This is a genomic window from Bounagaea algeriensis (assembly GCF_054491375.1).
The window spans coordinates 1,867,429-1,880,540 of record NZ_CM137102.1; the positions used below are offsets into that span (position 1 = coordinate 1,867,429).

Here is a 13,112-nt window from a genome sequence, read left to right on the forward strand (position 1 = left end):
GGTTCCGGTAGCTCAGGTCACGCCCGCGGCGTGCTCAGCCGAGGTCGCCACCTGCGACCGGCAGGACACTGCCCGTGACGTAGGAGGCCTCCGCGGAGGCGAGGAACGCGATGGCCGCGGCCTGCTCCTCGGTGGTGCCGTACCGGTGCATCAGCGAGGAGTCCGTGGTCTGCCGGACCACCTCGGCGTTCCACTGCTCCTCCTGCTCGTCGGCGGGCCCCGGGCCGCGGGGAACCCGGCGCGGTGGCGCCTCGGTGCCCCCGGGAGCGGTGGCGACCACGCGGACGCCGTGTTCGGCCGCCTCCATGGCCAGCGAGCGGGTGATGGCGTTGACGCCGCCCTTCGCGGCCGAGTACGGCACCCGGTTGATCCCGCGGGTGGCCACCGAGGAGACGTTGACGATCGTGCCCCGCTGCTGCTCGATGAGGTGCGGCAGCGCCGCGCGGCACGACCACAGGGTCGGGAACAGCGACCGGCGGATCTCCGCCTCGATCTGCTCCGCGGTGTAGTGCTCGTACGGCTTGGCCCAGATCGTGCCGCCCACCGTGTTGACCACGATGTCGAGCCCGCCGTGCAGTTCGCGGGATCGGTCCATCGCCTCCGCTGCGCCCGAGCACTGCTCGAGGTCGGCGGTGAGCGCGTGCGCCTTGCGGCCGTTGGAGATGAGCCCGTCGGCCACCTCGTGGACCACTTCGCTGCGGTCCACGAGGACGACCTCCGCGGACTCGGCGAACAAGCGTTCGGCGACCGCGCGCCCGATGCCCTGCGCCGCGCCGGTGACCACGGCGACCTGGCCGGCGAAGCGGCACGAGATGGCCGAGTCGTTCATGGCTGGCCTCCTTCTTGCTCGGCAGCCACGTTGAACTTCTCGGTGTAGAAGTTCGCCGGTTCGATGCCCTGCTCGGACATGTGCGACCGCACGGCCTCGACCATCGCGGGCGGCCCGCACAGGTACACGTCGACGTCACCGCCGTTGAGGTTCTCCGCGGTGAACAGGCTCGTCACGTACCCCTTGTTGGGCGCGGCGCTGTTCTCGTCGGCCACGCAGTAGTCGAAGGTGAACCCGGAAACCGCCTCGGTGCACTCCCGCAGCTTGTCCAACTCCACGAGGTCGTCGTCGTAGGTCACCCCGTAGATCAGGTGGATCGGGTGCTGCGGCGGGTTCTCCTCGAACGTGGCCAACATCGACAGCAGGGGAGCGAGTCCGGTGCCGCCGGCCAGCATGAGCACGGGGCGCGAGGTCTCCCGCAGGAAGAACGTCCCCATCGGGCCGGTGAGGTCGAGGCGGTCGCCGATGCCGGCCGTTTCGCGCAGGTAGGTCGACATCATGCCGCCCTCGGTGATGCGCACCAGGAACTCCACGGTCTTGTCGCCCGGACCGCTGGAGAAGGAGTACGACCGGCGCGCTTCGGTGCCGGGCACGTCGAGGTTGGCGTACTGGCCGGGGAGGAAGTTCAACCGATCCCGATCGTCCAGTTCCAACGTGAACCCGATGGTGGAGTCCGAGTACCGCCGGATGTCGCTGAGGGTCGCGCCGTGCTTGTCGGGCGCCGTCTTCGCGGCGGCCGAGGTGCTCGGGATCTGCAGGGCGAGATCGCTGCGCGGCATCATCTGGCACGGCAGCGCGTAGCCCTGCTCGGCTTCCTCGTCGGTGAGGGCGTCCTCGATGTAGTCGCCCCCGTCGTAGTCGCCGAATTCGCAGAACGACTTGCAGGTTCCGCACGCGCCGTCCCGGCAGTCCAGCGGGATGTTGATGCGGTTCTGGAACGCGGCCTCGGCCACGGTCTCCTGCGAACCGCAGTTGATGAAGCGCGTGACGCCGTCCTCGAAATTCAGCGCGACCTGGTGGGTCATCGTCACTTCACCTCGAATCAGATGTGGTAGATGTCGACCACGTGGTGGATGTAGTCGTTCTTCAGGACGACTCGCTTGTACGTGATCAACGGCTGTTCGTGGTCGGTGAAATCGACCGTGTAGAACGAAGTTCCGAAATAGGTGTCCACCGTGTCGTAGCGGAAGTACAGCGTGAACCAGTTGAACCGGAGGTCGACCAGGCCGCCGCGCTGCTCGAGGACCTCCACGTTGGTGATGTTGTGGCCGGTGCGCGGTTCGGGGAGGCTCGTGGCCCCCGAGCGGTCGGTGCGGATGCGGAACACCCGGTCTTCCAGCCCGCCCTTGTTCGGGTAGTAGATCAGCGAGATCTCGTTGTGCGGGTCCTGGGTGAGCTGGTGGTCGACGTCCCACGCGGGCATCCAGAAGACGACGTCCTCGTGGTAGCACTCGAGCCACTTCTCGAACTCCCAGTCGTCGAGGTAGCGCGCCTCCCGGTACAGGAACTGGCGGACGTCCTCGACGGCAACCGTGTCGGTCATCGCGGTCATGGGTCGTGCCTTTCGTCCGAGTGGAAACCGCGCCGGAACGCCCCGGAGATCGGGGCGCACCGGCGGAAGTTCAGGTCGAGGTCGGCCTCACGCGTCGGTGGCCTGCTTCTGCTCCTGGGACACGGCTTCGTGCATGCGCTGCAGCCAGTAGCCGTGCTGGATGGGGTACAGGCCCTCGTCCTCCGTGCGCACACCGCTGGCCAGCGGCTGCAGGCCGAGCGCCTGCGCGTCCTCGTCCGGACCGTCGATCTCGTGCGCGGCACCGCGGTTGAGGTCGTTCCAGAGCGCCTCGGTGGCCATGTAGGTCTTCTGGCAGGCCCGGAACTCCTCGAGGTCGTCCGGGGTGGCCATGCCGGTGGCGTTGAAGAAGTCCTCGTACTGGCGGATCCGGTTGGCCCGCGCCTCGGCGCTCTCACCCTTCGGCGCGATGCAGAAGATCGTCACCTCGGTCTTGTCCACCGACACCGGTCGAATGTGGCGGATCTGCGAGCTGAACTGGTCCATCAGGTACACGTTCGGGTACAGGCACAGGTTCCGCGCGTACCCGATCATCCAGTTCGCCCACTGCTCGCCGAACTTCTCCGTGAGCTCCGCGCGGCGCTCGTTGAGCGGGCGGTTCGACGGATCGGCCCACTCGGTCCACAGCAGCAGGTGGCCGTGCTCGAACGAGTAGAACCCGCCCTTCTGCTTCGACCAGGTGCCGGCGTCCATGTTCGCGGTGTCGTTCTTCGACTCGCCCTCCTGGCGGCGGGCCGTGGTGGCCGCGTAGTTCCAGTGGGTGGCGGAGACGTGGTAACCGTCGGCGCCGTTCTCGGCCTGCAGTTTCCAGTTGCCGTCGTAGGTGTAGGTCGAGGTGCCGCGCAGCACCTCCAATCCCTCGGGCGACTGGTCGACGATCATGTCGATGATCTTGGTGGCCTCGCCGAGGTGCTGCTCGAGCGGCAGCACGTCAGCGTTGAGGCTGCCGAACAGGAAGCCCCGGTAGCCCTCGAAGCGGGCGACCTTGGTCAGGTCGTGGGATCCGTTGGTGTTGAACTCCTCCGGATAGCCCGACTCGCGGGGGTCCTTGACCTTGAGCAGCCGGCCGTCGTTGCTGAAGGTCCAGCCGTGGAACGGGCAGGTCAGGGTGCGGCGGTTGTCGGTCTTGCGGCGGCACAACATCGCACCGCGGTGGCTGCAGGCGTTGATCAGGCAGTGCAGTTCTTCGTTCTTGTCCCGCGTGATCACCACGGGCTGGCGACCGATGTGGGTCGTGTAGTAGTCCCCGACGTCGGGGATCTGGCTCTCGTGCGCCAGGTAGATCCAGTTGCCCTCGAATATGTACTTCATCTCGAGTTCGAACAGGTCCGGGTCGGCGAAAACTCCCCGTTTGACCTGGCGACGACCGTTGGCCGGGTCGTCGACGAGCGCGTCGTCCAGCGTGTCGCGGAGGTGGTTGAACGTCTTCGTCACTGTTCCTCCTGTCGGTGGTGGGAGCGAGTTGCGGACGCCACGAATCAGCGCCGGAAGTTGCATCACACTGACACCGGAGTTATCTGGAACACCCCAGGCGTTTCCCTAGTATTGACCTAGGTGCCCGATTGAGATCTATTGCGTTTCAATAAGTTCTGTTCCAGTATTTGTTGCCGAGCAGTTGTTGTCACTACAGTCATCGGTCGACCACGCCCGTTCCCGCACGAAGTCCGCCCGTTCGCGCTGCCGGGGCGCTGAGCTCCCGCCGTCGCAGGGGTGCGGGAGCCCCGGCTCCGGACGGCGGGTTGTTCGACCACTCGGGGAACTCGCCTCGTCCGCGTGGAGGAAACGGTGGAACTGAGGCACCTGCGCTACTTCGTCGCCGTCGCCGAGACCCGGCACTTCGGCAAGGCGGCGGAGCGCCTGCACATGGCCCAGCCACCGCTGTCCCAGGCGATCCGCCAGTTGGAAGCGGACATGGAGGTCGGACTGTTCACCCGCACCACCCGGCGCGTGGAGCTCACCGCTGCCGGCGAGGCCTTCTACACCGATGCGCTGCGCGTTCTCGGGGCCGTGGAGGACGGTGTCGATCGGGCTCGACGCATCGCCGCCGGACTGAGCGGGCGGTTGCGCCTGGGTGTCACGGGACTGGCGTCGTACCGCCAGCTTCCGGAACTGGCCCGGATCGTCGACCGCGAGCTGCCCGGGGTGGAACTCGACGTGCACTCCGAGATGCTCACCCCCGCGCAGGAGGACGCGATCGCCGACCGGCGCCTGGACGCCGGGCTGCTGCGGCCGCCGGTGCGGCGCGATGACATCGCCTACCGCGTGCTCGCCCGCGAACCGCTCGTGGCGGTGCTGCCGACCGGGCATCCCCTGGAAGGTGCCGCGGAGGTCCAGCTGGCCGAGCTGCGCGACGAGGCGTTCGTGCTGTACTCGGCCGAATCCCGGTCGGTGGTCAACGACGCGGTCGTGCGCACCTGCCTGGCCGCCGGGTTCACGCCGCGGCGGGAGCACGACGTCACCGAGACGTCCACGCTGCTGGCCCTGGTCGCCGCCGGCTTGGGCGTGGCGCTCGCTCCTGACTCGGTGCGTGCGATGCCGCTGGACGGAGTGGTGTTCCGGCCGGTGCTCGGGGCGGAGCAGTTGGAGGTGGCGCTCGCGTGGTGCCGCGACGCCCAGCACCCGACCGTGCGGAACCTGGTGGAAGTGTTGCAGACGCGCGGTGCGTTCCTGTCGGAGAGCGAGGAGACCGAGTGAAAATCACCGAGATCGAGGCGATCCCGTTCGCCATCCCCTACCGCAAACCGCTGCGCTTCGCCAGCGGTGCTGTGCACCGGGCCGAGCACGTGCTGGTGCGGGTGCACACCGACGAGGGGGTCACCGGTGTCGCCGAAGCACCGCCGCGGCCGTTCACCTACGGTGAGACGCAGGAATCGATCGTCACCGCCGTGCGGCGCCTGTTCGCGCCCGAAGTGGTCGGGCTGTCCCCCTCGGAACGGGAAGTGGCGCGCGCGAGAATGCACCGCACGGTGGGAAATCCGACCGCCAAAGCCGCCATCGACATGGCGCTGTGGGACGTCGTCGGAAAAGCCGCGGGCATGCCGGTGACCGACCTGCTCGGCGGCTACGCCGACAGCATGCGGGTGTCCCACATGGTCGGCTTCGACGACACCGAGAAGATGGTCGCCGAAGCCGAACGGGTCCGCGACACCTACGGCATCACCACCTTCAAGGTGAAGGTCGGCCGCCGCCCGTACACGGTGGATGTCGAGGCGTGCCGCACCCTGCGGGAACGGCTCGGGAAGTCCGTGGAGCTCTACGTCGACGGGAACCGCGGGTGGACCGCGTCCGAGTCCGCGCGCGCCCTGCAGGCCATGCAGGACCTGGACCTCACGCTCGCCGAGGAACTGTGCCCGGCCGACGACGTGCTGAGCAGGCGGTGGCTGGTGCAGCGCTGCCCGATCCCGTTCGTCGCCGACGAGAGCGCCACGCACACCGGGGAAGTCACCCGCGAGCTGCTCGGTGCGAGCGCCAACGCGGTCAGCATCAAGACGGCCCGCACCGGCTTCAGCGACTCGCAACGCGTCCTGCACGAGTGCGAGGGCCTCGGTGTGGAGGTCCTCATGGGCAACCAGGTGGACGGACAGCTCGGCACGATGTGCACCGCCGTGTTCGGCGCCGCCCACGAATCGACGTCGCGCCGCGCGGGGGAGCTGTCGAACTTCCTGGACATGAACGATGACCTGCTGACCGAACCGATCAGCATCACCGACGGCACCGTGCGGGTCCGGCGGGGCCCCGGTATCGGTATCGACATCGACCCGGAGAAGCTGGCGCGCTACCGGCAGGACTGACGTCGCCGGCGCAGCACCGGCAGCCGGGCACCACCGAACCAGCAGGGGACCACCAACACAGTGAAGTGAGGGAACGACCATGACGCAGCAGCTCAACGAGCAGGACGCCACCGCGGCCGCCTCCGGTGCGGCGGCGACCGAGCGCTTCCAGCAGAAGCAGACCCTCGCCGACAGCAGCCCCGAACGCGTCAACGCCATCGTCTCCGACGCGCTCAGCGCCCTGCACGACGTGATCCGCCGCCACAAGGTCACCTACGAGGAGTACGACGCCCTCAAGGCGTGGCTGATCCGCGTCGGCGAGGAGGGCGAGTGGCCGCTGTTCCTCGACGTGTGGATCGAGCACGTCGTCGAGGAAGTGGCCAACGAGGACCGCAGCGGCACCGCCGGTTCGATCGAAGGCCCCTACTACGTCGAGGGCGCGCCCGAACTGCCCAGCGAGGCGACCCTGCCCATGCGGGAGGGCGAAGCAGGCGTCCCGCTGGTCTTCCAGGGGCAGATCCGCAGCGTGGACGGCGCTCCGCTCCCCGGTGCGCGCCTGGAGATGTGGCACGCCGACGACCTCGGCTACTACTCTCAGTACGCGCCGGGCCTGCCCACGTGGAACCTGCGCGGCACGATCGTCCCGGACGAGCAGGGACGCTTCACCGTCCGCACGGTGCAGCCGGCTCCCTACCAGATCCCGCACGACGGGGCGTGCGGCGCGCTGATCAACGCCGCCGGGTGGCACGCGTGGCGGCCCGCGCACCTGCACGTGCGCGTCACCGCCGACGGGCACCGGACGATCACCTCGCAGCTGTACTTCGAGGGCGGCGAGCACGTCGACGACGACATCGCCCAGGCCGTCAAACCGGACCTGATCCTGGACCCGCGGCCGCGGGAGGACGGATCGGGCAACGCGGTCACCTACGACTTCGTGCTCGACCCGGCGTGAGCTCCCGCGGCACGCGGCCGAGCTCGGAAGTGGAGAGGAGGACATCGTGCTGTTCGCGGTGAGAATGGACGTCAACCTGCCGCCGGACATGGATCCGGAGGTGCGCCAGGACATCCTCGCGCGGGAGAAGGCCTACTCGCAGGAGGTGCAGCGGGGAGGGGAGTGGCGCAACATCTGGCGGTGCGCGGGGCGGTACTCCAACCTGAGCATCTTCGACGTGGACAGCAACGCGCGGCTGCACGAGATCCTGTCCAACCTGCCGCTGTTCCCGTACATGGACATGGAGATCACCCCGCTGACGACGCATCCCTCCGACATCGCTGTGGAGGAGTGAGCGCCGGCCGGCTTCCGCCGCGGAGCCGCCGACACGCGGGCGGGACGATGCCCGGACCGGTGCCGGCGGCTTCGTCTAGGATGGGCGCGGCAAGTCGAGCCCGTTGTTCGAGGGGGTGCTCCGTGGCGAAGCCACCGGTCCCGGAGAAGGTCGACCACCTGCTGTCCCAGCCCAACCCGTCGGTGATCAGCACGGTGCGTCCGGATGGTCAGCCCGTCTCGGTGGCCACCTGGTACATCTGGGACGACGGGCGGATCCTGGTCAACATGGACGAGGGCCGCAAGCGGCTGGAGTACATGCGGCAGAACCCGCGCGTGACGCTGACCGTCCTCGCGTCGGACGACTGGTACACGCACGTCAGCCTGCAGGGATCCGTCGCTGAGATCGTCGACGATCCGGACCTCTCCGACATCGACCGGCTGGCGCAGCACTACACCGGCGCCCAGTACCACGTGCGCAACCGCAACCGGATCAGCGCGTGGATCGACGTGCAGCGCTGGCACGGGTGGGGCGCGGCGGAGAACACCGACATCGCCCACCACTGAATCGAACGTCCTCGGCGCGTTCGTCCGGCGCGCCGGCCGAGGTGGTCACTCGCGGGGGCCGAAGCGGGCGAACCCGCCCGCGGCCAACAGCACGACCGCGGCGAACAGCAGGGCGCTCGGTGCGCCCAGCGGCCCGGAGACCGCACCCGCGCAGGCGGGCAGCACCACCTGGCCGGCCCGGTTCGACCACAGTCGCAGGGCGAGGCCGGCACCCCGGTCGGCTTTGCCCGAGGTGCGGACCACCGCGGTCATGGTCAGCGGCTGTCCGATGCCGAGGAAGAACCCGCCGACGGCGAGCGCCGCGGTCATCGTGAACACCCCCAGTCCCGGTGTCGTGACCAGCACGAGGCACACCCCGGCGCCGAGGCAGCTGGCGGTGATCAGGGTGCGTCGCCGCCAGCGCGCGGCCAGGTACCCCAGCCCCAGCCGGGAGAGGATCGACGCCGCGGAGCGCACGGCCAGCAGCACACCGGCCACGGCAGGGGCGATGCCGCGGTTCTCGGCGATCAGCGGCAGGTAGGCGGTGAGCAGGTCGACCGCGCCGAGCAGAGCGAGGCTGCTGAACAACGCGGTGGACATGCCCGGTCGGCGCAGCAGGCTCAGCGCACCCCGCTGGCTGCCGGACTCGCGGGCCGGCGTCGCGCCGGAGGGGCCGCGCCGTCGCAGCAGCAGCGCGAACGGTGCTCCTGCGGCGGCCGCAGTTGCCGCGGCGAGGAACGCCGTGGTCGTCGCCCCGGTCAGCGCCGTGCCCGAGGCCTGCCCGAGCAGCAGCCCGGTAGCGAGCGGGCCGAGCATCTGCCCGGCCGAGACGGCGGCGGTGTACAGGCCGAAGTTGCGGTCCAGCGCGTCGTCGGAGGAGACCGTGGTGACGAAGCGCTGGCCGCCCATCATGAACACGATGTGGCCGAAGCCGAGCGCGACCGAGCCGAACGTGACGCTCAGCAGCGAGTCCGAACCCGCCAGCCACAGCGGCGCCGCGACGAGCAGGGCGGTCCCGCCCAGCAGCACGGGGACGGTGCGGCCGGTCCGGTCGGTGTAGCGGCCCAGCGGCAGGGCCACCACGAGCGAGAGCAGCGCGTAGGCCGCGGTGATCAGCCCGACGGCGACCTCGGCACCGCCCAGGGAGATCGCGCGGTACGAGATGAGCGGACGCGCGAGGTTGAGCGCGGTCTGGGTGCAGATGACGCACAGCAGCAGCAGACCCAGCTGCGCGGAGATCCCGTGGCGTTTCAACGAGGTCAAGGCACCGGTCCGATCTCGACGTCGAACGTGCCCGTGTTGATCCCGTGCGTGAGTTGTTCGAGGATCGCCTGCTGCGTGCGGGACAGGTGCTCGGTGAGCGCGTCCGCGGCCGTCTCCGCGGCGCCGTCGAGCACCGCGCGGCACATGTGCCGGTGCTCGTGCGCGGACGCGGGCAGTCGTTCGGTCGCGGAGTGGGCGACCTCGCGCAGCCGCGCTGTCTGGCCACGCTGGTGGGCGATCGTCCGGGCCAGCGGTTCGTTGCGGCAGGCTGCGGTGATGGCCTGGTCGAACCGGTCGGTGAGGGGGTAGAAGCGCGGTGCCAGCTCGGCGCGCGGTGCCGTGCCCACCCGGGCGGTGATGGCATTGAGTTCGGTGGCGATGTCGGCGAAGTCGTTGAGCAGCTCGGGCCGGCTCCGGCCGTCCTCGGCGACCATCCGCACGGCGGCGGGTTCCAGGATCATGCGGAACTCGAACAGCGTCCGGACTCCGTGCAGCGAGATCGGTGACACCCGCGCGGCCGACCCGGGGGCGAAGTTGATCAGCCCTTCGTGCGAGAGCTGCCGGATCGCCTCGCGCACGGGTGTGCGGGACGCTTCGAGCCGTTCCGCCAGGCTCGTCTCGCTCAACGGTGCTCCGGGCGGCAGTTCCATCGACTCGATCAGCTCGCGCAGGCGCAGGTAGACCGTGCGCGTCTTGCCTGACGACATGATCCTCCTCGTGCGGAATCCAAGCCAGTATACAAACCGGTGTGCAAGCTCTTCCGCCCTGGCCGCTGCGCGGGCGTTCGGTCAGCGCCCGTGCGGATGCGGCCCGCCGAGCGGTCGTGGATCACCGGCGAGCGGTGGAGCTCGCCGACGCGGCCGGGGATACTCGCGCCGGACACGATCGGAGGCCGCGCGGCGGCAGGTACGCAGCGAGGTGCGGGAATGGGTGTTTCCGGAGGAGTGGACGAGCGGCGGGCCGCCCGGTGGGCGGCCGCGGCGCTGAGCGCGGGCCGTGTCGCGCTCGGCTGCGCCGCCCTGGTGCGGCCGAGCCTGCCCGCAACCGTCTGGGTGGGCAGCGGCGGTGCGGCCACCGTGCCGGTGCAGGTGCTCGGTCGCGCCCTCGGCGGCCGCGACCTCGCGCTCGGCGTCGGATCGCTGCACGCGCTGCGTCGCGAGGACACGTCCGCAGCTGCGGTGTGGCTGGCGGCCTCGGCGGTCGCCGATGCCGCCGACGTCGCCGCGACCGTCGCCGGCGGATCGGCCCTGCCCCGGTGGGGCCGGCGGGTGGTGACCGGCCTCGCCGGGGGAGCGGTGCTCACCGGAGGGTGCTCGGCCGCCGTCCTCGGTGCCGCATCGCGCGGGGTAGTGCCGGCTCCGCCCGGATCGGCGGATCGCTCGGCTCAGGCCGGTTCGATGTAGCGCAGCAGGGGCAGCATCGCGTTCTCGTCGGCCGGATCGTCCGCACCGGCCACGCACTGCCGGAGCCGCTCGGTCACCGCTTCCGGGGTGAAACCCGAGCCGATGGCGACCAGGCTCGTCGCGCGGGGTTCTCCGCGCTGCCACCGCGCGGGGTGCAGGCGCACGTAGCGGCCGACGGTGTGCAGCGCGTATTTCCGGCGATAGCCGGTGATTCCGAAGTGGACGGAACCTTTGATGCGGAACAGTCCGCCGGGCCTCTCGTCGAGGAAGCGCATCAGTCGGCGCGGATCGAGCGGTTCGACCGTGCTGAACTCGACGCTGCGGTAGTCGGTGTGCGGGTGCGCGTGGCCCTGTTCGTCGCACGGATCGGTGTCGAGCAGGTCGAACGAGAGCTGGCCGGTCGGCTCGTGCTGACGAGTGTCGAACAGCAGCTCGGGGGTGACGCGTCCGTGGTCGGTGTCGACCACGGGTGTTCCCGGGCTGAGGCGCTCGAGCGTGTCGCGCAGCGCGCTCACCCCGTCCTCGTCGACGCGGTCGACCTTGTTGAGCAGGACGAGATCGGCGAAATCGACGTGCGTGGCCAGTTCCGGGTGCTGCTGCAGGGCCGCGTCGAACTCGACGGCGTCGACGACTTCGACGAGGCCGCCGTAGGTGGTGCGGGAGTCCTCACTGGACAGCAGCATGCGGACGATCTCCCGCGGATCGGCGATGCCGCTGGCTTCCACGAGGATGACGTCGATGCCCGCGCTCGGCCTGCTCAGACGCCGCAGCATGCGGTCGAGGCCGCTGGTGTCCACGGCGCAGCACAGGCATCCGTTGCCGAGGGAAACCGCGGCGTCGACCTGCCCGGACACCGACAGCGCATCGACGTTGACCGCGCCGAAGTCGTTGACGATGGCACCCACCCTCGTCGTGCCCGAGTGGTGGAGCACGTGGTTGAGCAGAGTCGTTTTGCCCGCTCCCAGGAACCCGGCGAGCACGACGACGGGGACGCGGTCGGTTGCCAACGCTGTTTTACCTCCGGGGTGCGGGACGGCGCCGGGACGATGGTAGAGCAGCCGCCAGAACCCCAGGCGTCGACGCCTGGGGGAGAAGGTTCGCGATGCCGCAGCCCGGACCTGCCCGGCAGGGCAGGGCGTTCTCCTGCGGCGCGGGTCCGCCTCCTGCGGCGCGGGTCCGCGCGGTCGCCTGCCGCCGGAGCCCGAGCGCCGAAAGCCCGGGCGCTACTGCCGGTGCACGCCTCGCGGCTGCCGGTGCACGCCTCGCGGCGCCTTGGAGCGCACCGCTGCCGTGAACGGCGGGAGGAGCACCGGCACGGGCTCGTGCGGCCGGCACGACCTGCTATGTTGCGACCATGCTCATTCGCGAGTTCGCGGAGTCGGACTGGCCGCAGGTGTGGCCCATCATCCAGGAGGTCGTGGGCGAAGGCGACACCTTCGCGCTCGAACCGTCGATGACCGCCGAGCAAGCTCGCGCGTTCTGGATCAAGCACCCGCCGGAGCGCACCGTCGTCGCCGCGGAGCAGGAGGAGGTGCTGGGCACCGCCGCCATGGGGCCGAACCGGCCCGGTCCCGGTTCGCACGTGGCCACCGCGAGCTTCATGGTTCCCTCGGCCCACCGCGGACGCGGGGTGGCGACCGCGCTGTGCGAGGACATGCTCAGCTGGGCCGAGCAGCAAGGCTACGCCGGTGTGCAGTTCAACGCCGTGGTCGAGACGAACCGCGGTGCGGTGAAGCTCTACGAACGTCTCGGTTTCCGGATCATCGGGACGGTTCCCGGTGCGTTCCAGCACCCCGAGCTCGGTCGCGTGGGACTGCACATCATGTACTGCGACTTCGCCGAGCAGTGAGACCCGTGCCGCCGGCCTGCTCGAAGGCCGGTTGTCGGTGACCCCCTCGGGCAGCTCCCGGATGGTGCCGATGCCTTGGATGCGTGCGCCGCGTCGGGGTCGGCGCGCCGCGTCAGGGGCCGGTGAAGTCTGCCGTCAGGCGGAGGTCTCGCCGACGGCTTCGCCGCTGCTGCGGATGCCGGGGCCGGGCTGGGCACGGGACTCGAGGTGGTCCAGCGCGATGCGGCGGAACACGTAGTCGGGCACGCTGCGCGCGTAGGGGATGTCCGGATCGGACACAGCGCCGGCCGGGGCGAAGGACATGCCGACGTACTGGCGGACGTAGTGCTCGAGCGCCACCCCGTGCTGCAGGCCGAGGGTGACCGCGCTGCACAGGCCGCTGAGGAAGCCGTTGACCGACTGGTGATCCCACGTGCTGTCCGGGGCCGGTTCGATGCCGGCCCACACCTCGCCGAGCGCGCCGTCCGGGTAGGAGTTCGTGGTCAGCCGTCCGAGGTGGCCGTCGATGGTGAACTCGCGCGTGTACCCGCGGCGACGGCGCGGCGCGTGGCGACGCCGGGTGCCGAGGTCCATCGGGATGAGCCGGCGGGTCTCGCGGGTGCCGACGGGGCGGGACAT

Annotated in this window: 14 protein-coding genes and 1 pseudogene; 7 read left to right on the forward strand and 8 right to left on the reverse strand. The window is 70.0% G+C overall.

Annotated features, from left to right (window positions below; genetic code table 11):
- Window positions 1-34 precede the first annotated feature (34 nt).
- From ACVGV2_RS08410 to benA, 4 genes and pseudogenes are all read right to left on the reverse strand, one after another.
- Window positions 35-829: a 1,6-dihydroxycyclohexa-2,4-diene-1-carboxylate dehydrogenase gene (locus ACVGV2_RS08410; protein WP_459165485.1), complete on the reverse strand. Its 795-nt coding sequence runs from the start codon at window positions 827-829 to the stop codon at window positions 35-37.
- Between the two features lie 2 nt (window positions 830-831).
- Window positions 832-1,854, reverse strand: a pseudogene (gene benC / locus ACVGV2_RS08415) (benzoate 1,2-dioxygenase electron transfer component BenC); the annotation flags it as partial.
- Window positions 1,855-1,871: 17 nt separating this feature from the next.
- Window positions 1,872-2,381: a benzoate 1,2-dioxygenase small subunit gene (benB, locus tag ACVGV2_RS08420; RefSeq protein ID WP_459165486.1), complete on the reverse strand. Its 510-nt coding sequence runs from the start codon at window positions 2,379-2,381 to the stop codon at window positions 1,872-1,874.
- Window positions 2,382-2,468: 87 nt separating this feature from the next.
- Window positions 2,469-3,833: a benzoate 1,2-dioxygenase large subunit gene (gene benA / locus ACVGV2_RS08425; protein ID WP_459165487.1), complete on the reverse strand. Its 1,365-nt coding sequence runs from the start codon at window positions 3,831-3,833 to the stop codon at window positions 2,469-2,471.
- Window positions 3,834-4,184: 351 nt separating this feature from the next.
- Here benA and ACVGV2_RS08430 point away from each other — a divergent pair, with 351 nt between their 5' ends.
- The 5 genes from ACVGV2_RS08430 to ACVGV2_RS08450 all read left to right on the forward strand — a co-directional run bounded on the left by ACVGV2_RS08430 (window position 4,185) and on the right by ACVGV2_RS08450 (window position 8,000).
- Entirely contained in the window at window positions 4,185-5,093 is a 909-nt protein-coding gene (locus tag ACVGV2_RS08430) for a LysR family transcriptional regulator (RefSeq protein ID WP_459165488.1), read from the forward strand.
- Window positions 5,090-6,190, forward strand: a complete 1,101-nt coding sequence (locus ACVGV2_RS08435) for a mandelate racemase/muconate lactonizing enzyme family protein (protein ID WP_459165489.1) — start codon at window positions 5,090-5,092, stop codon at window positions 6,188-6,190. Before ACVGV2_RS08430 ends, ACVGV2_RS08435 begins: the two co-directional genes overlap by 4 nt.
- A 79-nt stretch (window positions 6,191-6,269) precedes the next feature.
- Window positions 6,270-7,121, forward strand: a complete 852-nt coding sequence (gene catA / locus ACVGV2_RS08440) for a catechol 1,2-dioxygenase (RefSeq protein ID WP_459159429.1) — start codon at window positions 6,270-6,272, stop codon at window positions 7,119-7,121.
- A gap of 46 nt (window positions 7,122-7,167) precedes the next feature.
- A complete protein-coding gene (gene catC, locus ACVGV2_RS08445; RefSeq protein WP_459165490.1) occupies window positions 7,168-7,455 on the forward strand; it encodes a muconolactone Delta-isomerase in 288 nt (95 codons plus the stop codon).
- Window positions 7,456-7,577: 122 nt separating this feature from the next.
- Window positions 7,578-8,000, forward strand: coding sequence for a PPOX class F420-dependent oxidoreductase (locus ACVGV2_RS08450; RefSeq protein WP_459165491.1), 423 nt, complete (start codon window positions 7,578-7,580; stop codon window positions 7,998-8,000).
- 45 nt (window positions 8,001-8,045) lie between these two features.
- Here the strand turns inward: ACVGV2_RS08450 and ACVGV2_RS08455 are convergent, their stop codons facing one another.
- Together ACVGV2_RS08455 and ACVGV2_RS08460 are read right to left on the reverse strand one after the other, a co-directional pair.
- Entirely contained in the window at window positions 8,046-9,242 is a 1,197-nt protein-coding gene (locus tag ACVGV2_RS08455) for an MFS transporter (RefSeq protein WP_459165492.1), read from the reverse strand.
- A complete protein-coding gene (locus tag ACVGV2_RS08460; protein ID WP_459165493.1) occupies window positions 9,239-9,949 on the reverse strand; it encodes a GntR family transcriptional regulator in 711 nt (236 codons plus the stop codon). Before ACVGV2_RS08460 ends, ACVGV2_RS08455 begins: the two co-directional genes overlap by 4 nt.
- Window positions 9,950-10,168: 219 nt before the next feature.
- On the opposite strand from ACVGV2_RS08460, the gene ACVGV2_RS08465 reads away from it, so the two are divergent.
- Window positions 10,169-10,645, forward strand: a complete 477-nt coding sequence (locus ACVGV2_RS08465; RefSeq protein WP_459165494.1) for a hypothetical protein — start codon at window positions 10,169-10,171, stop codon at window positions 10,643-10,645.
- Here the strand turns inward: ACVGV2_RS08465 and ACVGV2_RS08470 are convergent.
- Window positions 10,627-11,652, reverse strand: coding sequence for a CobW family GTP-binding protein (locus ACVGV2_RS08470; RefSeq protein WP_459165495.1), 1,026 nt, complete (start codon window positions 11,650-11,652; stop codon window positions 10,627-10,629). The genes ACVGV2_RS08465 and ACVGV2_RS08470 overlap by 19 nt on opposite strands.
- A gap of 347 nt (window positions 11,653-11,999) precedes the next feature.
- On the opposite strand from ACVGV2_RS08470, the gene ACVGV2_RS08475 reads away from it, so the two are divergent.
- Window positions 12,000-12,494 carry a GNAT family N-acetyltransferase gene (locus ACVGV2_RS08475; RefSeq protein WP_459165496.1) on the forward strand — a complete coding sequence of 165 codons (495 nt, stop codon included), beginning with the start codon at window positions 12,000-12,002 and terminating at the stop codon, window positions 12,492-12,494.
- Window positions 12,495-12,629: 135 nt separating this feature from the next.
- Here ACVGV2_RS08475 and ACVGV2_RS08480 read toward each other — a convergent pair whose 3' ends face one another.
- Window positions 12,630-13,112 carry a TSCPD domain-containing protein gene (locus ACVGV2_RS08480; protein ID WP_459165497.1) on the reverse strand — a complete coding sequence of 161 codons (483 nt, stop codon included), beginning with the start codon at window positions 13,110-13,112 and terminating at the stop codon, window positions 12,630-12,632.